This window comes from Undibacterium sp. CCC3.4 (genome assembly GCF_034347425.1).
In the GTDB taxonomy this organism is placed as follows: Bacteria; Pseudomonadota; Gammaproteobacteria; order Burkholderiales; family Burkholderiaceae_D; genus Undibacterium.
Genome location: NZ_CP133779.1, coordinates 872,899 through 896,973, shown reverse-complemented (window position 1 = coordinate 896,973; position 24,075 = coordinate 872,899). Strand labels below are relative to the sequence as shown.

Sequence of the window (24,075 nt, the reverse complement as noted above, 5' to 3'; positions counted from 1 at the left end):
GCGCCATCAGGGCAGATTTCTTTTATTTAGTCTCAGGGTGTATGAATGAACCGTGCTTTCTTGCCATTATTTAAGTCCCTCAGCATCGCCGTTTTGGCCTTGTCTTCTTTCGCTTCCGTCGCTTATGCCAACGCCGAAGTCCAGTCGGCCAAAGCTGACCCGGCCAAGGGCGAGGCACTGTTTGTCAATGGTGACGCGGCACGCGGGATTATCGCCTGTATCTCATGTCATGGCGCTGCTGGCAATTCGACCATCAGCGTGAACCCGAAATTATCGGCCCAGCATGATGCCTATATTGTTAAACAGCTCAGCAATTTTGCCGGTCCGGATAGAGTTAATCCTATCATGAGCACGTTTGCCAAAGCGCTCACCCCGGAAGATATGAAAAATCTGGGCGCTTACTTGTCAATGCAGAAGTCCACCCCGGGTGCAGCAAAAAATGCCCAGATCGTTGAACTTGGCAAGCAAATTTATCGCGGTGGTATCGCCGAGAAGAATGTACCGGCTTGCGCCGGCTGTCATAGCCCTAACGGTGCCGGTATCCCGGCGCAATTCCCGCGTATCGCTGGTCAGCATCAAGATTACACGCTCGCACAATTGACCAATTTCCGTACCGGTGCACGCAAAAACAGCGCGCAAATGCTGAGCATCGCCAAGAAAATGTCGGATGATGAAATGAAGGCCGTGGCTGATTACATCGCCGGATTGAAATAATTTAACTCAGTCAGCGCAGCGAATGAACGGAGGGAGTGGCGCGTGCCATTCCCTTTTTTTTTAAGTATTTTCGGAGCAGTATGGATAACAACACCGATCCCGAGTTGATCACAGATACAGGCGGCGTGGAGCTGAAAACGCGTCGTGTTTGGCTGGCCGATGCCGTGGAATTATTATCCTCCATGCGCTTTGCCATCAGCTTACTCAGTCTCATTGCCATTGCTTCCGTGATCGGCACCGTGCTCAAGCAAAACGAGCCTATGCCGAATTATGTCAATCAATTCGGTCCGTTTTGGTTCGAGGTATTCAAAAGCTTGAGTCTCTATGGCCTGTATTCGTCTTGGTGGTTTTTACTGATCATGGCGTTTTTGGTGCTGTCGACGAGTTTGTGTCTGATACGCAATACACCGAAAATGCTCAAAGATATGCGCAGTTGGCGTGAAAACGTGCGTGAGCAATCACTGCGTAATTTTCGGCATAAGGATGCCTGGCGTAGTGAACATAGCCGTACCCAGGTGTTGGCGCGCTTGACCGCGCATTTGACGCGCGTCGGTTACCGTAGCAAGATTGTCGACAAAGATGGGGCGAGCTTGATTGCTGCCAAACAGGGTGCGGCGAATAAATGGGGTTATATTTTTGCGCATAGCGCGATTGTCATCATTTGCGTTGGCGGCATGCTCGATTCCGAAATGCCTATCCGTTTTCAGCAATGGTTCATGGGCAAGGTACCGTTTGATGGCAATGGCATTATCGCGGACATACCGGCCAAGCATCGTTTAGCGCTGTCCAATCCTACCTTTCGTGGCAATACCATGATACCGGAAGGGGCCAGCAGCAATACGGCTATCATCGCTCAACAGAGCGGGGTCTTCATTCAGGATTTGCCGTTTACCATCAAACTGAAAAAATTCACCATCGATTTTTACAGCACCGGCATGCCCAAATTATTCGCCAGCGATGTGGAAATTCTCGATCATGCAAGCGGTAAGAGCTTTTCTTCTACCATTGAAGTCAATCATCCGCTGATCTACAAAGGCGTGGCACTGTATCAGTCCAGCTTTGAAGACGGTGGCAGTCGCCTCAAATTGGCCGCTTTTCCAATGACGGGTACGGCCTTACAAGCGACGCCAGTACGTGGCGAAGTCGGCGGCAGTACACCGTTTCCGGGACAGAATGGCCAGGACTTGACGATAGAGTGGTCCGGTTTTCGACCATTTAATGTGGAGAATATGGCAAGAAATGGCGCCGATGTACGCGCCGTGAATAGCGGCAAAAGCTTCAATCAACAGTTGAGCACGGATTTGCAACGCCATCTCGGTTCGGCCGCGAAGAATGCCAACAACAAGGAATTGAAAAACGTCGGTGCCAGCGTGCAGTACAAATTGCGTGATAAAACTGGGCAGGCACGCGAATTCAATAATTACATGCAGTCCATGCTGATCGACGGTGAGTACATGTTCCTGGCCGGCACGCGTGATTCACCGGCCGATGCCTTCCGTTATCTGCGGATTCCGGCCGATGATAAGGATAGTGTGCAAGAGTGGATGCGTTTGCGTGCGGCGCTGATGCAAGCAACTTGGCGTGCCGAAGCCGCGCATCGCTATGCCTTGCGGGCGATGTCGAACAGCACTCCTGCCGCAGCGCAATTGCAGGCACAACTGGCAGAATCGGCAGAAAAGAGTCTGGCTATTTTTGCCGGGACTGGCCAAGTGGCTGGATTTGTCGCGATTTCGCAGTTTCTGGAAAAAATTCCAGCCGCCGAGCAAGGCAAGGCAGCCGATGTGTTCATGAAAATATTCAACGGCAGTCTGTGGGACTTGTGGATGGTGGCGCGCGAACACGATCATTTGCCGGCACTGGAACTGTCTGAAAAACATGGCCGCTTCTTGCAATTGGCCACAGCGGCGCTGTCGGACGCGTATTTTTATGGCGCGCCGGTGTACCTGCAATTGCAGCAATATGAAGAGATCAAGGCCTCGGTATTGCAGGTGACGCGTTCGCCGGGCAAGAATGTGGTCTACTTCGGGTGCTTGTTGTTGGTGCTTGGTGTCTTTTCCATGTTTTACATCCGCGAGCGGCGCTTATGGATTTGGCTCAAAGATGATGGCGAGGGGACGCAACTCATGATGGCCTTGAGTTCACAGCGTAAAACGCTCGATTTTGAAAAAGAATTCGCCCAGTTGAGACTGCAATTGAGGCAACTCACCGGCTCGGCCCAGCCTTGATTTGGCATGGCAGAATATTAATCGTGCGCCCTCACGGGCACAGGGGATGAAAATGCAAGTCACACATGAAGTAATACAGGATGTAACACCGGAAGCCACACCCGAATACACGCCGTACCAGAGTTTTTTTCAGCGTCTGACGGTGCTCGACTGGCTGTATGCGGTAGTGCTCAGCATGGCGGCGCTGTTTGCACTGAACCGTTTCGGTACGCATATGGATGTCTATGAACAAGCGATACTGCTGCTGGCCGCGCCCACCTTTGCTTGCTTGGGCTGGTATTGGAAGCCGGTACGTTGGCTCATCGCGGTCTTGGCGCTCACCAGTCTGTATGCCATCCACCTATATGGCGGTTCTTTAGACGCTGCGAACCAAAAGTTTCTTCTCAAGTATCTGTTGTCGAGCCAGTCGGCGATACTGTGGATGAGCCTGCTGTTTTTTCTGGCGACCATCTTTTATTGGGGCGGCTTGCTCAGACGCTCAGATTTCGGTACCTCGATCGGGTCGCTGCTATGCTGGGCCGCGGTGATCATGGGCTTTACCGGCATGCTGGTGCGTTGGTATGAGTCGTATCTGGTGGGTGCCGACGTCGGCCATATTCCGGTGTCGAACCTGTATGAAGTGTTCATTCTGTTCTCGATGATCACGGCATTGTTCTACTTGTATTACGAGCAACAATATGCCACGCGCCAGCTTGGTGCTTTTGTCTTGCTGGTCATTTCGGCTGCCGTCGCTTTTTTGTTGTGGTACACGGTGTCGCGCGATGCCGCCGAAATTCAACCGCTGGTGCCGGCCTTGCAAAGCTGGTGGATGAAGATTCACGTGCCGGCCAATTTCATCGGCTACGGTACTTTTTCGCTGGCGGCTATGGTCGGGGTGGCCTACCTGCTCAAGGATAAAGGTTATCTGGCCGATCGTTTGCCATCGCTCGAAGTACTCGATGATGTGATGTACAAGGCCATCGCGGTCGGCTTTGCCTTTTTCACCATCGCCACCATACTCGGCGCGCTGTGGGCGGCTGACGCCTGGGGCGGCTATTGGTCGTGGGATCCGAAAGAGACCTGGGCTTTGATTGTCTGGCTCAACTATGCCGCTTGGTTGCATATGCGTTTGATGAAGGGTTTGCGTGGGCAAGTGGCGGCTTGGTGGGCACTGGTCGGTTTGCTGGTGACCAGCTTCGCTTTCTTGGGGGTCAATATGTTTTTGTCTGGTTTGCACTCTTACGGCACCTTATAATTCCGCCGCGCGTGTAAGGATCAGCAGGTTTGTGCGACTCATGAGAAACTGACGGCTATATCGCCGAGCGTCGCTCCGATATTTACCCTCACGCTCACCAAGGAGTTACGTATGCTGATCAAAACCACTGCCGCTGACCAGGCGACCCCGCTGTCTTCTGAAATCACGCCGCGCGCCGTGTTTGAAGGTCGGCGCGACTTCATCCGCCAGATCGCGCTTGGGTCTATCGCCAGCGCTGCAGTACTGGAAATGGCGAATCGCGAAGCCTTCGCGCAGAGTGCCACAGCGCGCAAGCTGGCCGCGCTCGGCAACCCGGCCTATGCGCTGATGGAGCAAAAAACGCCGTACAAAGACGCCACCACCTATAATAATTTTTACGAATTCGGCACCGACAAGGCCGACCCGGCGCAAACCGCCGGTTCCCTGCGCACCCATCCGTGGATGGTCAGCATAGAAGGGGAAGTCAAAAAACCGATGGTGCTCGATCTCGACAGCTTGCTCAAGCTGGCCCCGCTGGAAGAGCGCGTGTATCGTTTGCGCTGTGTGGAAGGCTGGTCGATGGTGATTCCGTGGATAGGCTATTCCTTGGCCAATTTGATCAAGAAAGTCGAACCGACCGGGAATGCCCGGTATGTGGAATTCATTTCGCTCGAAGATAAGAAACAGATGCCGGGGCAGCGCAGTCCGGTGCTGGAATGGCCATATGTTGAAGGTTTACGGCTCGATGAGGCGATGCATCCGCTGGCGCTGCTGAGTTTCGGCATGTATGGCGAGGTTTTGCCGAACCAGAATGGCGCACCGGTACGCATGGTCTTGCCTTGGAAATACGGCTTCAAGTCAGCCAAGTCGATTGTTAAAATCCGCTTCACGCGTGATCAACCGCGCACGGCATGGAATCTGACGGCGCCGAACGAATACGGCTTTTATTCCAACGTTAATCCCAGCGTCGATCATCCGCGCTGGTCGCAGGCGAGCGAGCGACGCATAGGCGAAGATGGTTTGTTCGCACGCAAACGCAAAACACTGATGTTCAACGGTTATCCTGAGGTGGCATCCCTGTATACCGGGATGGACTTGAAAAAATTCTTTTAATTGACCGCCCGCGCAGGCACGGCGGGAACATTCCATGCATCTCACTCAACAACACCAAAAGCGCTTGAAGTTGGCGCTGTTTTTTCTGGCACTCTTGCCCTTCGTGCGTCTCGTGGCGTTTGCCTTGCAGGGCCGCTTAGGTGCCAATCCGGTCGAATTCATTACCCGTAACAGCGGTGATTGGACCTTGTATTTTCTGTGCTTTACCTTGGCCATCACCCCCTTGCGCAAATTGTCGGGGTGGAATTGGCTGATAGGCTGGCGTCGTATGCTGGGTTTGTATACTTTTTCTTACGCCAGTCTGCATTTCCTGACATTTTTTTGGTTCGATCACTTCTTTGATATCGAAGAGATGTGGGCCGATGTCGTCAAACGGCCATTCATCACAGTCGGGTTTCTGGCTTTCGTCGCACTGCTGCCCTTGGCCGCGACCAGCACCAATGGCATGATCAAACGCCTCGGCGGCAAGCGCTGGCAGTGGCTGCATAAGTTGATTTATCCGATCAGCCTGCTGGCAGTGCTGCATTTTTACTGGATGAAAGCTGGCAAACACGATCTGGTGCAACCGCTCTTGTTTGCGCTGCTGGTGCTGAGCTTGCTGGCACTGCGGCTGTGGTGGAAGTGGCGCTCAGGTCATAGACTTGCTGCTTGAGTCTTGACTATTTTGTCAGCGTATCGGGCACGGCGGCAGCCGGCGTGGCAGCTTTGGCAGCGGGCGGCGTGGTAGGCGTGGCGGCCGGTGGAATTTTCGGCAGGAACAAGGGGCTTTTTTGGCCGCAAGCGGACAGTAGGGCCAGCAACAGCAGGGTGGAAATCAGTGTACGCATCTTGGATTAGGTAAACACCGTATAGAATGGCGTTTTTAGTGTGAATCAATGCCAAGGAGTGTAGCATGACTGAATCCGAATTCATGGTCCTTGCCGAGACTTGTCTCGCGCAGGTACAAGAAATATTTGAAACCGCATTCGACAACGATGAACTCGATGTCGAATGCAGCCGCAGTGGCAATGTCTTGACGATAGAATTTGTCAATAATGGCTCGAAAATGATCGTCAACAGCCAAGCGCCTATGCAGGAAATGTGGCTGGCTGCGCGCAGCGGCGGTTTCCATTATAAATACGATGGTCTGCACTGGAACAATACGCGCGACGGCAGTGAACTGTTTGCGACCTTGGCGACGCTGGGTGCCGAACAAGGCCGCTGAGCTATTCGTCGATCATGCTCGCCGGTGCCGCCAGCAGATCGGTCACACCGGTACCGGGTGGGTTTTCCACGTAGTAAAAATCACCGCCGGCAGACATGATGCCGCTAGGTACAGGCCGTTCTTCTATCGGTAAATCTTTCAAGGCTTTTTGCATATACCCGATCCAGATCGGCAGCGCCAAACCGCCGCCGGTCTCGCGATTACCGAGATTGCGCGGTTGATCAAATCCTATCCAAGCAATGGCCACCAGTTTGGCTTGATAGCCGGCGAACCAGGCATCGAAGGAGTCATTGGTGGTGCCGGTCTTGCCGGCCAGATCCGGACGCTTGAGTACCATGGCTTTGGCCGCCGTACCGGAACGCACTACATCCTTGAGCATGCTGTCCATGAGGAAGGCATTGCGCTCATCGATCACGCGGTTGCTTTCATTGCCGGCCTGTTCAGGTGTGGCGCGTACCAAGACTTGGCCATTGGTTTCGGTAATTTTACTGATCAGGTAGGGGTTGATTTTGTAACCACCGTTGGCAAACACCGCATAGGCACCGGCCATCTGCAGCGGCGTGGTAGCACCGGCACCGAGAGCCAGCGTCAAGTAGGGCGGATTTTTCTCTGGCAGAAAACCGAAACGGGTGGTGTATTCCTGACCATATTTGGCACCGATTTTATGCAAGATACGAATCGAAATCATATTTTTTGATTTCATCAAACCTCGGCGCATGGTCATCGGACCATCGTATTTGCCGTCGTAATTCTTTGGTTCCCAAGCTTGACCACCGGTTTGTCCGGCATCGAACCTGATTGGCTCATCGTTGATGATGGTCGATGGCGACAAGCCTTTTTCCAGTGAAGCGGAATAAATGAAAGGCTTGAAGCTCGAACCCGGCTGACGCCATGCTTGGGTGACGTGATTGAACTTGTTGAGGTTGTAATCGAAGCCGCCAACCAGTGCCTTGATGGCACCGTCGGTCGTGCTGGCTGAAACGAAGGCCGATTGGACTTCCGGCATTTGGGTGATGATCCAGTTCTTCCCTTCCAGCATGACCCGTATCACTGCGCCACGCTGGATGCGTTTGTTGGCCGGGGTTTTCGCCGATAAGCCGCTGCTGACAAAACTCACGCCGGTTTCACCGATGGCGATTTCTTCGCCGTCAGCCAGCACCGCACGCACTGCCTTGGGGCTCGCTTCGAGCACCATCGCGACTTGCAGATCGTCGCTGTTGCTGCGCTCAGCCAGTGCTTTTTCTATTGCATCGTCGGCCGCTTCTTTCCCTTCCGGGATATCGATGATGGCTTCCGGGCCGCGATAGCCATGGCGCTTTTCATATTCCATCACGCCGCGTCGTAATGACAGGTAGGCGGCATCTTGGTCGGCTTTGGTGATGGTGGTGTAGACGTTGAGGCCGCGCGTATACGTCTCTTCCTTAAATTGTTCGTAGACCAACTGACGTGCCATCTCCGACACATATTCGGCATGGATGCCGAAGGCGCTGCTGTCGGTTTTGGTATGCAGTTCTTCGTTTTTGGCTTGCTCGAACTGCTCTGTGGTGATGTAACGGAGTTGATGCATGCGTTGCAGGATGTATTGCTGACGCACGGCTGCACGTTTCGGATTGGCCACCGGATTGTAGGCTGAAGGCGCTTTTGGTAGGCCGGCCAACATAGCGGCTTCGGCAATCGTCAGATCTTTGATGTTTTTACCAAAGTAAATCTGCGCGGCCGAGGCGAAACCATAGGCGCGCTGACCGAGGTAAATTTGATTCATATATACTTCGAGGATCTGGTCTTTATTGAGATTTTTCTCAATTTTCCAAGCCAGCAAGATTTCATAAATCTTGCGTTTGAAGGTTTGTTCGCTGGACAGAAAGAAGTTGCGTGCCACTTGCTGGGTAATGGTGGAGGCGCCTTGCTTGGCCCCGCCGGTCAGATTGTGCAGTACCGCGCGGGTAATACCGAGATAATCGACGCCGCCATGTTCGTAAAAACGGTCATCCTCAATGGCCAACACGGCTTTCTTCATGATTTCCGGAATTTGATCGAGACGCACGACATTGCGGCGCTCTTCACCGAATTCGCCGATGAGTACATTGTCAGCGGTAAAAATGCGCAAGGGCATTTTCGGTTTGTAGCTGGTGATCGAATCGAGTTCCGGCAGGTTCGGGTAAGCCATCGTCAGCGCGAAGCCGATGATCAGGGCCGCGGCCACGCCGAGACCGAACAGCACGCCGCAAGTAGCGAGCAAAAAACGCTTGAGCGGGCTGGCTTTGGTCGCTGTCGGGTGTTTGGATTTCGAAGCTGCTGGGTTTTCTTTATCGGACATGGTTTCATTCTGTAACAATCGCAAGCCGCATTATACCGGTGTGTGCCACTGGATTTTCTGCTTGCGCACAAAAGCTTGCGTAGCCTGAAACATTGAATTCAGGAGGTCAAATTACTTATAAGTCAACTTATCGATGGAAATGTCGCAAGAGTGGAGATTTGGCAACGTTATCTGAATGTGCTCCAAGGAAATTCCTTTACCAAAGCAGTTGAAGTTGCTAGCATTTCATGTAAGCTTGGATCATTGTCTCGTAAATAGCGGTTTTTAAAGAGATTTTTTTAAATTTAGTGCTTTAGGTAAAGCACTTTGTTTCAATTTGTAAGCAGAACACACTGGCGTGTTTATGAGGGGATATTCTTGGCTATCGATTTTGCATCACTGCTGGGCAGAAAAAACCCGCCTCTTATCGGTTTGGACATCAGTTCGTTCGATATTAAGCTGGTGGAATTGTCTGAAGGCAGTAATAAGGCATACCGACTGGAACGCTACGCGTCCGAACCATTGCCTAAAGGTGCGATTCAAGATGGTAACATCGAAAATATCGACCAAGTTTCTGAAGCGATACGAAAATTACTCAAAAAGAGTGGTGCCACTGCAAAAAATGTCGCACTCGCCATGCCTGCCGCCGCGGTGATTACCAAGAAAATATTTTTATCGGCCGCCTTGAGCGAGCAATCGCTGGAAGTGCAGGTGGAGTCGGAAGCGAGTCAGTATATTCCCTTTTCCATGGATGAGGTCAGCCTCGATTTCTGCGTTATTGGTCCGGCGCTTAATCCGGAAGATGTAGAAGTCATGCTGGCGGCCTCGCGCAAAGAAAAAATTGAAGACCGCGTCGCGGTAGCGCAGGCTTCTGGTTTGCAAGCCAAGGTCATGGATGTGGAATCGTATGCTGCCCGCTCGGCTATGCAGCGCCTGATAGAAAAGCAAGCCAACGGCGGCCGCGAACAGATTTATGCGATCTTTCAGATCGGCGCAAAACGCACTTACATCTATATCATGCTCAACGGTGAAGTCATTTATGAGCGCGAGCAGCAATTCGGCGGTAGCCAGTTGACTCAAGATATCGTCCGCAATTACGGTTTGTCACAGGAAGAAGCGGAATTGAAAAAGAAAAACGGTGAGCTGCCGGACAGTTACGAGATGGAGTTGCTCGAACCGTTTCTGGAAAACGCCGCGCTCGAAGTCACGCGCGCCATACAATTCTTCTTTACTTCCACGCCCTACACGCGCGTCGACCAGATTTTTCTGACCGGCGGCTGTGCCGTTCTGACTGGCTTGGTTGATATCGTCGCTGAACGCACCAAGATTTCCACCGCCGTGCTCAGTCCCTTCAAGGGCATGGAGTTGGCCCCGGGTGTCAATGAAAAGGCTTTGCGCAATGATGCGACGGCCTATACGGTCGCTTGTGGCCTGGCATTGCGGAGATTCGGCTGATGATAAAAATTAATCTGCTGCCGCATCGGGAAGAAAAGCGTAAGCAACTGATCAAAAATTTTTACTCTTTGCTGCTGCTGGCATCGATAGTCGGTGCTTTGCTCATTGTCGTCATCGGTGCCATCAATGCGCGCGAAATCGCGCTGCAAACTGATCGCGTCAACTACATCAAGGCGGCCAACGATAAGCTCGATGAAAAAATCAAAGAAATTGCCAATTTGCGGCAAGAAATCGCTTCTCTGAAAGCACGTCAACAAGCGGTCGAAGATTTGCAGGGTGATCGTAACCAGCCGGTATTTTTGCTTGATGAATTGGTCAAGTACACCCCGGAAGGCGTGTATCTGCGCTCGCTCAAGCAAGATGGACAAAGGGTGACCTTGAATGGCTATGCGCAGTCACAAGAGCGCGTGGCGGAATTCATTCGCAACCTCGGCAATAAATCGGAGTGGATGGTCAAGCCCGACTTGATCGATATCCATTCGGCCGGTATCGGTCAGGGTCGCGATTCCAAGAAGGTGTCGGATTTCTCTATCAATGTCGGTATCAAGCGTCCGCGTGAAAAAGATGAAGCTGCTTCGGCGACTGCAGAAACCGGTAAGCCGGCCAAGACTGTGCCTGCGGCTAATTAAGATTAAAAACGAGAAGGTCGGGAATGGCAATTAACGTGCAGGAAGTGTTTGACGATATCAGCGGACAGTTTCGTGACTTGAACGGACTGCACCCTGGACTGTGGCCGATTGCGCCGCGCGCTGCTGCGGCCTTGCTGGTCTTGGTGGTCGTGCTCATCGCCGGCTGGTTTGTGTATTGGGATGGGCAAACCGACGAGATCAATCAAAAAGTACAAGAAGAAGTCAAGCTCAAGCAGGATTACAAAGACAAGATGCAGCAAGCGATTAATCTCGATGCCCTCATTGATCAGCGTGGCTTGGTGCAGCAATACGTGGCGACGATGGAAAAGCAATTGCCAAGCAAAGCCGAGATGGATGCCTTGTTATCGGACATCAATCAAGCCGGTACCGGCCGTGGTTTACAATTTGACTCGTTCAAACCGGGTGGGGCGATCGTTAAAGATTACTATGCCGAGTTGCCGATTGAAATTAAACTTAATGGCAGCTACCACGATCTTGGTGAGTTCGTCGCCGATATCGCCAAATTGCCGCGGATTGTGACGCTCAATAATTTGAGCGTTTCGACCAATAAAGACGGTTTGCTCACACTCGACGTGGTCGCCAAGACTTTTCGCTATCTGGATAAAGATGAAGTACTGGCTCAAGCGAATTTGAAAAAGGCTGTGAAGAAATGATATTCAACTTTTCAAGAATAGCCTGTCTGCTCATTGCGCTTGGCGTGCTGTCGGCTTGTTCCGACAATAGCAGTGCCGAATTGGCTGAATGGATGGCGACGGTCAAGAAAGACACCAAGCTCTCCATCCCCAAGCTGGTGCCGCCGAAAATTTATGTGCCGGTGTCGTATCAAGGCAAGGATCAGATCGATCCTTTCAATGCCGACAAATTGCTGGTGGTGTTGGCGCGTATAAAAAACGACAATAGCAACGGTTTGCGGCCCGATATGGATCGCCGACGCGAAGCCCTTGAGGCGTTTCCGCTCGATACGCTGAAAATGGTTGGTACGGTAGAAAAGGCCGGGTTGCGAATCGGCCTGGTGCAGTCGGATAAAACGGTGTATCAAGCCAAGGCGCGTGGCTATATCGGTCAAAATTTCGGTTTGATCACGCAAATCACTGATTCGGCAATTGAAATCAAAGAAATCGTTCAAGACGCGGCCGGCGAGTGGGTCGAGCGTAATGTCAAGCTTGAGTTGCAGGAGAGTACGAAATGAATGCGTTGATAACTACAATTAAAAGGGGCGTCATGTTTTTATTCACCGGTTTCAGAGCAGGGCTGATCAGCTGTGCACTGCTTATTCTGGCACTCACGCAGTCCGCCTACGCCGAGTCCAATAGTATCGAATCGGTGGTCGCTTATCAGCAGGGTGCGAATGTCATCGTCAAGGTCGGCTTGCACACGGCACTGAGCAAAATGCCAGTCGGTTTCTCCATCGCCAGCCCAGCCCGGATCGCCCTTGATTTTCCTGAAACGGTGAATCAAACCGGCAAGACCAGCGTTGACATCAATATCGGTGATGTCCGTTCGGCCACCTTGGTCGAGGCCAGCGGTCGCTCGCGCATGATCTTCAACATGAGTAAGCCGCTCAATTATGCTTCCACGATTGAAGGCAAATATCTGATCATCACCATCGATGGTTCTGGCGGTGTGGCAACAGCGGTCAGCTCGCAAGGCTTGCCAGTGCAGAGCGAGAGCGCGGTACCGACGAGTGGCAAAGCCATGTTGCGTGATATCGATTTCCGCCGCGGTATCGCTGGCGAAGGAAGAATTGTCGTCGATTTGCCATTCAATCAAATTGCGGTTGATGTGCGCCAACAAGGGCAAAAGATCTTTGTCAATTTCCTTAAAGTCGGCTTGCCGGAAGTCTTGCGGAAAAAATTGGATGTGGCCGATTTCGGTTCGCCCGTGCAAACCGTGACAACCACGCCGTCCGGTGAAAATGTGCAGATGCTGGTTGAGCCTAAGGGTTTGTGGGAGCAAAGCTCGTATCAGAGCGATACCCAATTTATCTTGGAAGTGAAACCGATCAAAGAAGATTTGAATAAGTTGACGCAAGGTACACAAGGCTATCGCGGTGAGCGTTTGTCATTCAACTTCCAAAATATCGAAGTACGCGCCATCTTACAAATTATTGCCGAAGTCAGCGGTTTGAATGTCATCGCCAGCGACTCGGTGGTCGGTACGATTACTTTGCGTTTGAAAGATGTGCCATGGGATCAGGCGCTCGATAACATCATGCAAATCAAGGGCTTGGACATGCGCAAAAATGGCAATGTCATTTGGATCGCCCCGAAAGATGAATTGTTGACCAAAGAGAAGTTGGAGTTGGAGCAAAAAGCCCAGATCGCCGAACTCGAGCCTTTGAGAACGGAATCATTTCAGCTCAATTACCAGAAAGCTGAAGCATTCAAGCAAGTGTTCGGGGTCGATGGCTCCTCGACCAATCGCTTGCTGTCGAAGCGCGGCAGCGCCGTGATCGAGCCGCGTACCAATCAATTGTTCATCACCGATATTCCTTCGAAAATTGAAGAAGTTCGCAAGCTGATACAAAAGACTGATATCGCCTCCAAGCAGGTGTTGATTGAAGCCCGTATCGTCGAAGCCGATGATACCTTCAGTAAAAATCTTGGTGCCAAACTCGGTTTCACCGATTTGCGCGGGGTAAATGGTGGGAATGCCGGTTACAGTGTGGCGGGAAATACACGGGTTGGTTTGACTGGAAACTATCAGGGTGTTGGTGAGCAAACCGGGCAAGCGGCGTTGACCAGCAGCAGTTACACACCGAATTCTCAATTCGTTAATTTACCGGCAACCGGCATCGGCGGTTTGAGTCCAGGCAGCGTCGCGGTCAGTTTGTTCTCTTCCGCTGCCAACCGTTTCCTCAACCTTGAGTTGTCGGCACTCGAAGCCGATGGCAAGGGTAAGATTATTTCCAGTCCGCGCGTCGTTACGGCCGATCAATTGAAAGCCTTGATTGAACAAGGTACAGAATTGCCTTATCAAGTAGCAACGTCCAGCGGTGCGACCTCGATCGCCTTCCGTAAGGCAACTCTGCGCCTCGAAGTGACGCCGCAAATTACGCCAGATGGCAACGTCATTCTCGATGTGGAAGTGCATAAAGACAGCGTCGGCCAACAAACCACGATGGGCTTTGCCATCGATACCAAGGAAGTCAAGACCATGGTCTTGGTAGAAAACGGCGGCACCGTGGTGCTTGGTGGTATCTATCAACAGACCGAATCCGATAATGTGACCAAGATCCCATTTTTCGGTGATTTGCCCGTGCTTGGCAACTTATTCAAGACTACCGGTCGTATCAATAACAAGACGGAATTGTTGATTTTCATTACACCGAAAATCATGACCGATCGCTTCGGTGCCAAGTAAGACGGCAGCGAGTATTTATTTTTTATTAAAACTGTACTTAGAATAGGTGTTGATGATGACGTATTTTCGGGTCTTGATGAGCTTGCTGGTCCTTTCCTTGCTTACTGCCTGCGGCGGCGGTGGTGGTTCACCCGGTGCGACGTCGCCGAAAGCACCGTTGTATACGACGGCGGCGGCGAATGTGACAATCTTGCCTGGGACGAGTCAGTCCTATATCATAGGCGGTGGCGTGAGCCCGTATTTTGTCAGCAGCAGCACCGGTGCGGCGACGGTGACGCTCACAGGTAACGGTACGAACATGACGATCAATGCGGTCGGCACCGGTAGTTCGCAAATTACCGTGACTGACTCAGCCGGTACGAAACTGACTATCAATGCCACACTTAGTACCGGTTTGCCTTTGAGCAGTAATTTGGTGGCGTCGGTCTTGCCAATCGGTACTATTTCGCAAAAGTATTATGCCAGCGGCGGCACCGGACAGTATGCTGTGGTCAGTAGCAACACCAGTGTTGTCAGCGTGGTGTTCAATTCCGATGGTAGTTTCCAACTGCAGGCCTTAGCGGTCGGTACGGCCAATATTCAAGTGTCGGATGGTATTACTAATCTGGTCGCTGTCGCCATCACGGTACAGTAAGCCGCTGATTGTTGCAGCTTGCTGCAGATCGCCAAGCCCGCGCCCAGGCTTGGCGGTATCATTGCTATCACGGCGATTTTCTCGGTGATGAGTCGCTTCAATTTTTTTACCCGGGATTTTTTTGAAATGTCTGGCAATATTTTTTTAGTTGGTTTGATGGGCTCCGGCAAGACAACCGTCGGGCGCGCACTGGCCAGAAAGCTCAATAAACGATTTTTCGATTCTGACCACGAAATCGAGGCGCGCACCGGCGTGAGTATTCCGGTGATTTTCGAAATCGAAGGCGAGGCCAGTTTTCGTCAGCGCGAAGCCGAAGTCATCCGTGATTTGACGGCGCAGGACGATATCGTGCTGGCCACCGGCGGTGGCGCGGTACTCGACCCTGACAGTCGGCGTTATTTGCATGAACGCGGTACCGTCGTCTACTTGCGTGCCGGCATTAACAGTATCTTGCAGCGTACCCGCAACGATAAAAACCGTCCCTTATTACGTACCGCCGATCCGCGCAAAAAGCTCGAAGAACTCGAAGCCCAACGCCATCCCTTATACCAACAAGCGGCCCATCTGATCATCGAAACCGGTCGTCCTAATGTTCAGTACTTGGTACAGAATATTGTCGACAAGTTACCGAAATCGCATGAACAGGCCGCGTTTGAAACTTACACTCAGCGTATGCACTCTGTCGGCCCCCAATCCTGTCAACACCTCCACGTCGATCTTGCCGAGCGCAGCTATCCCATTGTGATCGGCCCGGCCCTGCTCGATGATGTGGCCGTGTTGGCACATAAAATCAGCGCTAGCCGCATCGTCATCGTGACGAATACCGTGGTTGCACCTTTGTATCTGGCGCGCCTCAGTAGTGCCTTGAAGCAAATTGGAAAAGAAGTCAGCGCAGTGATTTTACCCGATGGCGAAGCCTATAAAACTTGGGATAGCCTGAATTTGATTTTTGATCATTTGCTCACGCATAAGTGCGACCGCAAAACCACTTTGCTCGCGCTCGGTGGCGGCGTGGTCGGCGACATGACTGGCTTTGCCGCGGCGACTTATATGCGCGGCGTGCCATTTGTGCAAATGCCCACGACTTTACTCTCACAAGTGGATTCCTCGGTCGGTGGAAAAACCGGTATCAATCATCCGCTTGGTAAGAACATGATAGGGGCGTTTTATCAACCGCAGGCAGTCATCGCCGATATCAGCAGCCTCAACAGTTTGCCCGATGCCGAATTGTCGGCCGGTTTGGCCGAAGTCATCAAGCATGGGGCGATCATCGATCTGGCCTTCTTTGCTTGGCTGGAAGAAAACATGGTGCAATTGCGCGCCAAAGATCCGCAGGCGCTGGCCCATGTGGTGGTGCGTTCCTGCGAAATCAAAGCCGATGTAGTGCGGCAAGATGAGCGTGAAGGTGGCTTACGTGCGATTTTGAATTTCGGCCACACCTTCGGTCATGCCATCGAGTCTGGCCTCGGCTACGGTGCCTGGTTACATGGTGCCGCGGTTGGTTGCGGCATGGTGATGGCGGCGGAATTGTCATTTCGCTTAGGCCACCTCGATTACGTCAGCAAAACCCGCTTGAAGCAATTGGTCGAAGCGGCTGGCTTGCCGGTGATCGCACCAGACCTCGGCCCGCAGCGTTGGTTAGAGTTGATGGAAGTCGATAAAAAAAACGAGGGGGGGCAAATCAAATTCATCTTGCTCAAACCGTTGGGTACGGCCATTATCAGTCATGTACCGGAAAAAATTCTCTTAGAAACCATACAACACTGTATCTCACCTTAGCAATGCGCCTCTCTGACCAACATTTGGCACCCTATGCCGCCCAATCTGCGAGTTCGCGAGGGCGGCTTTTTCTTGAGCCGGCCCCGGCCACGCGCAGCGAATTTCAACGTGACCGTGACCGCATCATTCATAGTTCAGCGTTTCGTCGCCTCGAATATAAAACCCAAGTCTTCGTCAACCATGAGGGCGACTTGTTTCGTACTCGCCTCACGCATAGCTTGGAAGTTGCACAAATCGGCCGTTCGGTCGCGCGCACTCTGCGTTTGAACGAAGATTTGGTGGAAGCGATCGCCTTAGCCCATGACCTTGGCCACACCCCGTTCGGCCATGCCGGTCAAGATGCCCTCAATGCCTGTATGCAGCCGTATGGCGGCTTCGAACATAATTTGCAGAGTCTAAGGGTGGTCGATCAGCTCGAAGAGCGTTACGCCGCCTTTGATGGCCTCAATCTGTGCTTTGAGACGCGCGAAGGGATACTCAAACACTGCGCGCTGGCGCATGCGGCCGCCCTCGGTACGGTCGGCCAGCGCTTCATCGACAAAACCCAGCCCAGTCTGGAAGCGCAGTTATGCAATCTGGCCGATGAGATCGCCTACAACAACCACGATATCGATGATGGCTTGCGTTCCGGCTTGATCAGCGAAGCGCAATTGATGGAAGTCGATTTTTTTGCGCGGCACCGCCATCAAGTCGAACAGGCCTATCCCGGTTTGCAAGGGCGGCGTGCGATTGCCGAAACCATACGGCGCATGATCAATACCCTCATCAGCGATTTAACGCGTACCTCCTCGGCGCGGCTTGCCGCCGCCGCGCCTGCCAGCATCGACGCCGTGCGCGGCATGGGCAAGCTGATTGCTTTTTCTGAGCAGCAGTATGCGGATGCGAAACTTCTCAAGCAGTTTCTGCATCAAAACCTGTATCGGCATTACCAAGTCAATCGCATGACTTCGAAAGCGCGCCGTATCGTGCATGAATTATTCGCAGCCATGATCGCTGAACCGATCTTGTTACCGCCCGATTACCAGATACGCGGCCATGCTGATGCTGGGCCGCAGTTACAGGCCAGAAAGATCGCCGACTACATCGCCGGGATGACCGATCGCTATGCGATACGCGAGCACAGTCGTTTGTTTTCCATGGCGGAAATGTAGTCTCGATCGTCTTATTGATCAAAAATCTGACTAGGGTTTGAAACCCCGGCCTTCAGAGGCTGTCGCAAAAGGGTAGTGAGTCGGTATCATTACCCTAACTGGTAGCCACGTCATTCCTGCGCGCTTTTGGCAGGAACCCAGCGACGTTCGTGGTTAACTGAAAATGCCAGAAATGATGATGTTTTCAGTGTTAAAAACGACGCTGGGTTCCCGCCAAAAGCATGCGGGAATGACGAGGCTGTGGCATGCAGGAAAGACGCGGTATGCGGTGTTTCAGGTGTAAACAGCGTCCGTCAGGCTTTTGCGACAGCCTCTTTTGGCCGGTGAGCGACGAAGGAGCGACGCGATGGGAGGGGATGCAAACCCCTTCCAGAGTATTTTCCATCGTCGCTTGCGACGATCCATTAACTTGTTTGAGGAGTTTTCCATGTTTCATAAAGTAAAAATTGCATTTCCATTAAAACAGCTGGCGGCCGCTTCAATCTTGCTTGCTGCCATAGCTGCCCAGGCGTTTTCGCTCGACGCACTCAGTAATCAAGACGCCAGCACCGGCATGAAGGCCGCACTCGATAAAGGGGCGGTCGCGGCGGTGGCGCAATTGGGCGTGGAAAACGGTTTTCTCGGCAACGATAAAGTCAAAATCCCTTTGCCATCCATCTTGGAAAAAGCCCGTCCCATCCTCAAAATGACCGGTAAAGGCCAACAGCTCGATGACTTGGTGGTGGCGATGAACCATGCCGCCGAAGCCGCTGTGCCTATGGCCAAACCACTGTTACTCAATGCCGTCAAGAGTATGAGCTTGACCGACGCCAAGAATATCCTCAGCGGCGGCGATACTTCGGTCACCGATTTTTTCAAACAAAAAACCGCACCGGCTTTGTATCAGAAATTTTTACCGGCAGTCAAAGGGGCGACCGATAAAGTCGCTTTATCGGCACAATATAATAGCGTCGTCTCTCAGGTGCAGAAGTTCGGTGCGGTACCGGCGCAAGAGGCCAGTGTGGAAGCCTATGTGACACAAAAGGCGCTCGACGGCTTGTTTCTCATTATCGGTGAGCAAGAGCAGGCGATTCGGAAAGATCCGCTCGGGGCCGGCAGCAGCGCCATTGCCAAGGTCTTTGGTTTGATGAAATAAGCGCGACTGTGGTTTTTTGGGGCGAGTCACACTCTTGCTACGGCCGCCCCAATGCGCGCCAAGCGCGTTTTTCAGCAGCGCGTAGACGGCCAGCTGCGTAGTTTCACTTAAGTAGAGCTTGTTGCAACGCAGCATCAGTTTTCTGGTACTTTACAATGGCAATAAACGCTAAGAGTTTCAAGCACGAGTCGTCTATTCTATAAAAAAAATCTGGAGACCAACATGTCCTACAAAATACAAGCACTGATTACTTCCGCTCTGCTGAGCTGGTCGCTGGCCGCCGTGGCCGCTGAACCGATTAAAATCGGTGTGGCTGGCCCATTCACTGGCGGCTCCGCACCGATGGGTGTGTCGATGCGTGACGGCGTGAAACTTGCCGTTGCAGAAATCAATGCCAAAGGCGGCGTCCTCGGCCGACCACTGCAATTGATCGAGCGTGATGATGAAGCCAAAAATGAACGTGGCGTGCAAGTCGCGCAAGAGTTGATCAATAAAGAGCGCGTCGTGGCCACGGTAGGTTACATCAATACCGGCGTATCTTTGGCTTCGCAGCGTTTTTACCAAGAAGCTAAAATTCCAGTCTTGAATAATGTCGCGACTGGCAGCGTAGTCACGAAGCAATTTCTGGCACCTGAATTTGCTGACAATTACATTTTCCGCACTGCCGCCAGTGACACGATTCAGTCTGCCATGATCGTTGAAGAAGCGGTCGGCAAGCGCAAGTTCACCAAGGTGGCGATTCTGGCCGATTCCACCAACTACGGCCAACTCGGCCGTGCTGATTTGGAAAAAGCCTTGAGTGCCAAAGGTTTGAAACCAGTCGCCGTGGAAAAATTCAATATCAAAGACGTCGATATGACGGCGCAATTGCTCAAGGCTAAGCAGAATGGTGCCGAAGTGATTCTGACTTACGGCATCGGTCCTGAACTGGCGCAAATTGCCAATGGCATGGAAAAACTCGGTTGGAAAGTGCCGATGATCGGTAGCTGGACTTTATCGATGGGGAACTTCCTCGACAATGCCGGTAAAAACGGTAACGGCGCATCGATGCCACAAACCTTCATCCAAGATCCGAACACACCGAAGCGTAAGGCCTTCATCGAAGCCTACCAAAAATCGTATAAAGTTGATCGCATCCCTTCGGCCGTTTCGGCTGCTCAAGGTTACGACTCGATCTATCTGTTGGCCGCTGCGTTCAAACAAGCCGGCAGTACCGAAGGCCCGAAAGTCCGTGCGGCCTTGGAAAATCTGAATGAAACCGTAGAGGGCGTGGTCGCCACCTACAACAAACCGTTCAGTCATGACGATCATGAGGCGATCAAAGCCGGCATGCCGTTGATGGGGACTGCAAAAGATGGTCACATCGTGGTCGAGAAGTAAGACTTACTTCCGTTCTTGGCATACGGAGCAGGCGCAGCAGTGCCGGCTCCCTTTCTCTGCATCGCTTAGTTGCTATGTCATGGCTGTCGCTTGCGACAGCCATGCGGTATAGCTACGGCCCTACTCCCTTGGAGTGAAAAATGGAAATCTTATTACAGCTTGTCTTCAGCGGTATTTCGCTGGGGATGATTTACGCCGTCATCGCCTTTGGTTATCAACTGACCTTTGCAACTTCCGGCACACTTAACTTTGGCCAAGGCGAGTCGCTCATGCTCGGTGCCTTGGTGGGCCTGAGTTTGGTCGGCAGCGTACACGGCGGCCCGTACATGAATTACTGGCTGATGATACCGCTGGTGATCTTGTTCGGCGGCTTACAGGGCGTGGTAGTGGAATGGATTGCGGTGCGCCCGGCAATCAAAATCAAATCCGAATTCGGTTGGATCATGTCGACCATTGCATTGGCGATTATCTTCAAAAATGTCGCGGAAAATATCTGGGGTAAAGATGATTTGACTTTCCCTTCGCCTCTGTCGGCCGCACCGTTTCAAATTTTCGGTGCCAATGTTCAGCCCATGCAAGTGGTGGTGGTGATCGGTGCCTTGGCGATGATGTTGGCGGTGGAATTGTTCAACCGTAAATCCATCTATGGCAAAGCGGTGGTGGCGACTTCCAATGATCGCGACGCCGCCGGTCTGATGGGCATCAACACCAGCATGGTGATTACCTTTTCTTACGCCTTGTCATCTGCCACGGCGGCCTTCGCCGGTGTGCTGGTTGCACCCTTGACCTTGACCGGCGCCACCATGGGCTCGGCGCTGGGTTTGAAAGCCTTTGCCGTAGCGATTATCGGTGGTTTGACTTCCGGTATGGGTGCGATCGTCGGTGGTTTGATACTCGGCGTGGCAGAAACCTTGACGGGTTTTTATATTTCCACCGGCTACAAAGAAGTACCGGGCCTGGTGTTGCTGTTGCTGGTTTTGGCCTTCAAGCCGGCCGGATTATTCGGCAAAGCCGCGATCAAAAAGGTCTAGGAGACAGACAATGAATATCAAGACTATGGCAGCATCGCTGCTCGGTATTGCGGCACTCGGTTTGTTCCCGGTGTTCATGCACAACCCGTATTATTTGCATCTGGCAGAAACCATCCTGATTTATGCCATCTTATTGTTTGGCCTCGACATCGTGGTTGGTTACACTGGTCAAGTCTCGCTCGGCCATGCCGGCTTGTTCGGCATCGGTTCGTACACCACCGGCGTGCTGTATTTTAAACTCGGTATGCCGATACTGCTGGCGCTGCCGGCCAGTATAGGCGTCACTGCCGTGTTCGGTGCGCTGTTGGCACTGCCAGCATTGCGCGTGACTGGGCCGTATCTGGCGATGGTCACGCTGGCCTTCGGTACCATCATTCAAATCCTGATCAATGAGATGAGTTTTCTCACCGAGGGGCCGATGGGACTGAAAGTCGCCAAGCCAATTTTGTTCGGACAAAAATTATCCGAAGTCGGCAATTACTATTTGGTCGCGGTGATGATGGTGTTGGCGACGGTGTTGGTCCATCGTATCTTACGCTCGCATCTGGGACGAGCATTTCAAGCGCTGCGCGACAGTCCTATCGCCTCCGACTGCATGGGCGTGTCGGTGTATCGTTACAAGGTTTACGCCTTCGTGATCAGCGCCGCCTTGGCTGGTTTGGCCGGTAGTTTGTATGCCTATTCAGAAGAGTATATTTCACCGAACACGTACAACTTTGAATTGACCATACTGTTCCTCTTGGCGGTCATCATGGGCGGGCGGAAAAGCCGTATCGGTTCGCTGCTCGGTGCCTTCATTGTGGTGATGCTGCCTTCGCTGTTGGCCGATATCGAACTGTTCCGTCAGATCGCGACGGTGGCTGCCGTAGTCGGCGTACTCGGGGCTGCTTTCACCCTGTTTAAAGGACGCAAGACCGTGCGTGAATTGGCCGTACCAGTAGTGGCAACGGTGGGGATGGCGATCTTTTCTTACAAGCTCGAAAATATCACTGACTGGCGGCTGACGATTTTCGGTTTGATGACTTTGTTTGTCGTGTATTACCTGCAGGATGGTATCGTCGGTTTCGTCAATGCCTTATTCGGCAAGGGCCCGCGCCATTTAGTGGCCAATACTGCACAATTGGCGGTGAGTGATGAATTGGCGATAGCCAAAGCCAATGGCGAGCGCGTCGGTATTTTACTCAGCGGCCGACAAATTCTGATGCAGTTCGGTGGTTTGAAAGCCTTGAATCAGGTCGATCTGCAAATCGCCAAAGGCACCGTGCATGGCTTGATCGGTCCTAACGGTTCCGGTAAAAGCACGATGATGAATGTACTCACCGGCATCTACAAACCGACCGATGGCGTGGTCGAATTTGCCGGCAAACTGATTTCGGGCATGACGCCGTCGGCGATTGCTTTGGGTGGGGTGGCACGTACTTTTCAGAATGTGCAACTGTTCGGTGAGATGACGGCGATAGAAAACGTCTTGGTTGGTTTGCACAGTACCTTCCGCAGTCATGTCGGTGATGTCATGCTGCATACGCCGCGCTATCGCCGTGAAGAGCAGGCGGCACGGGCGCGGGCAGCGAGTATTTTGCAGTTTGTCGGTTTGTCCGATTTAGCCAATGAAGAGGCACGCAATTTACCATATGGTAAACAACGCTTGCTGGAAATCGGCCGTGCGCTCGGTCTCAATCCACAATTATTGTTGCTCGATGAACCGGCGGCTGGCTTGACCGCACCCGATATCAAAGAGCTCATCGCTATCATTCGCAAAATTCGCGACCACGGTGTGACGATCATTCTGATCGAACATCATATGGATGTGGTGATGTCGATCTGCGACACCGTGACGGTGCTCGATTTTGGTCAGAAAATTTGCGAAGGAAAGCCGGCCGATGTGCAGGCCGACCCGAAAGTCATCGAGGCTTATCTCGGCGGCAGTGTCAGCGACGATCTCGCTGCGGCCACCAACGCGGCCAGCGCCTAAGGAGAACAGTATGCTGAGTATTTCAAATTTACACGCGGCCTACGGCAAGGTGCAAGTATTGCATGGCATTTCCATCGAAGTCCCGAAGGGCAAAGTGGTGACCTTGATCGGCTCTAACGGTGCCGGAAAAACCACCACCATGCGCGCCATTTCGGGCATGTTGAAACCGAAAGAGGGCACCGTGCGTTTGGCCGGTAACGATATTACCGGGCTCGATTCACATCGTATCGCACGTGCCGGTTTGGCCCATTCGCCGGAAGGCCGGCGGGTGTTTTCGACCATGAGCGTGACCGATAATTTATTATTGGGAGCGTTTCCGCGCTTTACCAATGCGCGCACCCGCGGCGATATCGACAGCGATTTGCAAAAAGCGATGGAGTTGTTTCCCCGTTTGCGCGAGCGGCGCAATCAATTGGCCGGCACCTTGTCGGGCGGCGAACAGCAAATGCTGGCGATGGCGCGCGCAGTGATGCTCAACCCCGAAGTGATTTTGCTCGATGAACCGTCGATGGGCTTGGCACCGATCTTGGTCGATGAAGTGTTTCGCATCATTTCTCGGCTCAAGAAGGAAGGCATCACCATGCTGCTGGTCGAGCAGTTCGCCGCTGCCGCCTTGGCGGTGGCTGACTACGGTTATGTGCTGGAAAACGGTCGCATCTCGGTACATGGGCCGGCGGCCAAGTTACAGAATGATCCGGCGGTACAAGCCGCGTATCTCGGTGGCGGTGCTGCGCACTGAGTTATCAGGATAGAAAAAGGG

Annotated in this window: 21 protein-coding genes; 19 read left to right on the top strand and 2 right to left on the bottom strand. The window is 52.6% G+C overall.

What is annotated here, in order from left to right; genetic code table 11:
• Positions 1 to 45: 45 nt before the first annotated feature.
• From RHM61_RS04045 to RHM61_RS04025, 5 genes are all read left to right on the top strand, one after another.
• Complete coding sequence (locus RHM61_RS04045; protein WP_322249873.1) at positions 46 to 714, top strand: c-type cytochrome; 669 nt, start codon at positions 46 to 48, stop codon at positions 712 to 714.
• A gap of 80 nt (positions 715 to 794) precedes the next feature.
• Positions 795 to 2,939, top strand: a complete 2,145-nt coding sequence (locus tag RHM61_RS04040; RefSeq protein WP_322249872.1) for a cytochrome c biogenesis protein ResB — start codon at positions 795 to 797, stop codon at positions 2,937 to 2,939.
• Positions 2,940 to 2,991: 52 nt separating this feature from the next.
• Complete coding sequence (ccsB, locus tag RHM61_RS04035) at positions 2,992 to 4,173, top strand: c-type cytochrome biogenesis protein CcsB (protein WP_322249871.1); 1,182 nt, start codon at positions 2,992 to 2,994, stop codon at positions 4,171 to 4,173.
• Positions 4,174 to 4,284: 111 nt separating this feature from the next.
• Entirely contained in the window at positions 4,285 to 5,265 is a 981-nt protein-coding gene (gene msrP / locus RHM61_RS04030) for a protein-methionine-sulfoxide reductase catalytic subunit MsrP (protein WP_322249870.1), read from the top strand.
• A 34-nt stretch (positions 5,266 to 5,299) separates the two neighbouring features.
• Entirely contained in the window at positions 5,300 to 5,917 is a 618-nt protein-coding gene (locus RHM61_RS04025; RefSeq protein ID WP_322249869.1) for a protein-methionine-sulfoxide reductase heme-binding subunit MsrQ, read from the top strand.
• Between the two features lie 7 nt (positions 5,918 to 5,924).
• Here the strand turns inward: RHM61_RS04025 and lptM are convergent, their stop codons facing one another.
• A complete protein-coding gene (gene lptM / locus RHM61_RS04020; RefSeq protein WP_322249868.1) occupies positions 5,925 to 6,092 on the bottom strand; it encodes an LPS translocon maturation chaperone LptM in 168 nt (55 codons plus the stop codon).
• 65 nt (positions 6,093 to 6,157) lie between these two features.
• On the opposite strand from lptM, the gene cyaY reads away from it, so the two are divergent.
• Positions 6,158 to 6,469 (top strand): iron donor protein CyaY, encoded by a 312-nt coding sequence (gene cyaY, locus RHM61_RS04015; RefSeq protein ID WP_322249867.1) that lies wholly within the window; start codon positions 6,158 to 6,160, stop codon positions 6,467 to 6,469.
• 1 nt (position 6,470) lies between these two features.
• Here cyaY and RHM61_RS04010 read toward each other — a convergent pair whose 3' ends face one another.
• On the bottom strand, positions 6,471 to 8,786 hold the full coding sequence (locus RHM61_RS04010) for a penicillin-binding protein 1A (protein ID WP_322249866.1): 2,316 nt from the start codon (positions 8,784 to 8,786) through the stop codon (positions 6,471 to 6,473).
• Between the two features lie 357 nt (positions 8,787 to 9,143).
• Between RHM61_RS04010 and RHM61_RS04005 the strand changes: the two genes are divergently transcribed.
• The 13 genes from RHM61_RS04005 (at position 9,144) to RHM61_RS03945 (ending at position 24,054) form a co-directional block, all read left to right on the top strand.
• The gene (locus RHM61_RS04005; RefSeq protein WP_322249865.1) at positions 9,144 to 10,220 is read left to right on the top strand and encodes a pilus assembly protein PilM; all 1,077 of its coding nucleotides are present in this window, start codon (positions 9,144 to 9,146) and stop codon (positions 10,218 to 10,220) included.
• A complete protein-coding gene (locus RHM61_RS04000; RefSeq protein WP_322249864.1) occupies positions 10,220 to 10,849 on the top strand; it encodes a PilN domain-containing protein in 630 nt (209 codons plus the stop codon). The genes RHM61_RS04005 and RHM61_RS04000 overlap by 1 nt, the downstream gene beginning before the upstream one ends.
• 23 nt (positions 10,850 to 10,872) lie before the next feature.
• Positions 10,873 to 11,523: a type 4a pilus biogenesis protein PilO gene (locus RHM61_RS03995; protein WP_322249863.1), complete on the top strand. Its 651-nt coding sequence runs from the start codon at positions 10,873 to 10,875 to the stop codon at positions 11,521 to 11,523.
• Positions 11,520 to 12,059: a pilus assembly protein PilP gene (locus RHM61_RS03990; RefSeq protein WP_322249862.1), complete on the top strand. Its 540-nt coding sequence runs from the start codon at positions 11,520 to 11,522 to the stop codon at positions 12,057 to 12,059. Before RHM61_RS03995 ends, RHM61_RS03990 begins: the two co-directional genes overlap by 4 nt.
• A 32-nt stretch (positions 12,060 to 12,091) precedes the next feature.
• A complete protein-coding gene (gene pilQ / locus RHM61_RS03985; RefSeq protein ID WP_322249861.1) occupies positions 12,092 to 14,233 on the top strand; it encodes a type IV pilus secretin PilQ in 2,142 nt (713 codons plus the stop codon).
• 52 nt (positions 14,234 to 14,285) lie between these two features.
• Positions 14,286 to 14,867 carry a hypothetical protein gene (locus RHM61_RS03980; RefSeq protein WP_322249859.1) on the top strand — a complete coding sequence of 194 codons (582 nt, stop codon included), beginning with the start codon at positions 14,286 to 14,288 and terminating at the stop codon, positions 14,865 to 14,867.
• Positions 14,868 to 14,993: 126 nt separating this feature from the next.
• On the top strand, positions 14,994 to 16,646 hold the full coding sequence (gene aroKB, locus RHM61_RS03975; protein ID WP_322249857.1) for a bifunctional shikimate kinase/3-dehydroquinate synthase AroKB: 1,653 nt from the start codon (positions 14,994 to 14,996) through the stop codon (positions 16,644 to 16,646).
• Positions 16,647 to 16,648: 2 nt separating this feature from the next.
• Positions 16,649 to 17,797 carry a deoxyguanosinetriphosphate triphosphohydrolase gene (locus tag RHM61_RS03970; protein WP_322249855.1) on the top strand — a complete coding sequence of 383 codons (1,149 nt, stop codon included), beginning with the start codon at positions 16,649 to 16,651 and terminating at the stop codon, positions 17,795 to 17,797.
• A gap of 427 nt (positions 17,798 to 18,224) precedes the next feature.
• Positions 18,225 to 18,932, top strand: a complete 708-nt coding sequence (locus RHM61_RS03965; protein WP_322249853.1) for a DUF4197 domain-containing protein — start codon at positions 18,225 to 18,227, stop codon at positions 18,930 to 18,932.
• Positions 18,933 to 19,154: 222 nt separating this feature from the next.
• Positions 19,155 to 20,312, top strand: a complete 1,158-nt coding sequence (locus RHM61_RS03960; protein WP_322249850.1) for an ABC transporter substrate-binding protein — start codon at positions 19,155 to 19,157, stop codon at positions 20,310 to 20,312.
• A gap of 140 nt (positions 20,313 to 20,452) precedes the next feature.
• A complete protein-coding gene (locus tag RHM61_RS03955) occupies positions 20,453 to 21,343 on the top strand; it encodes a branched-chain amino acid ABC transporter permease (protein ID WP_322249848.1) in 891 nt (296 codons plus the stop codon).
• Positions 21,344 to 21,353: 10 nt separating this feature from the next.
• Positions 21,354 to 23,315, top strand: coding sequence for a branched-chain amino acid ABC transporter ATP-binding protein/permease (locus RHM61_RS03950; protein WP_322249847.1), 1,962 nt, complete (start codon positions 21,354 to 21,356; stop codon positions 23,313 to 23,315).
• A 10-nt stretch (positions 23,316 to 23,325) separates the two neighbouring features.
• On the top strand, positions 23,326 to 24,054 hold the full coding sequence (locus tag RHM61_RS03945; protein WP_322249846.1) for an ABC transporter ATP-binding protein: 729 nt from the start codon (positions 23,326 to 23,328) through the stop codon (positions 24,052 to 24,054).
• Positions 24,055 to 24,075 lie beyond the last annotated feature (21 nt).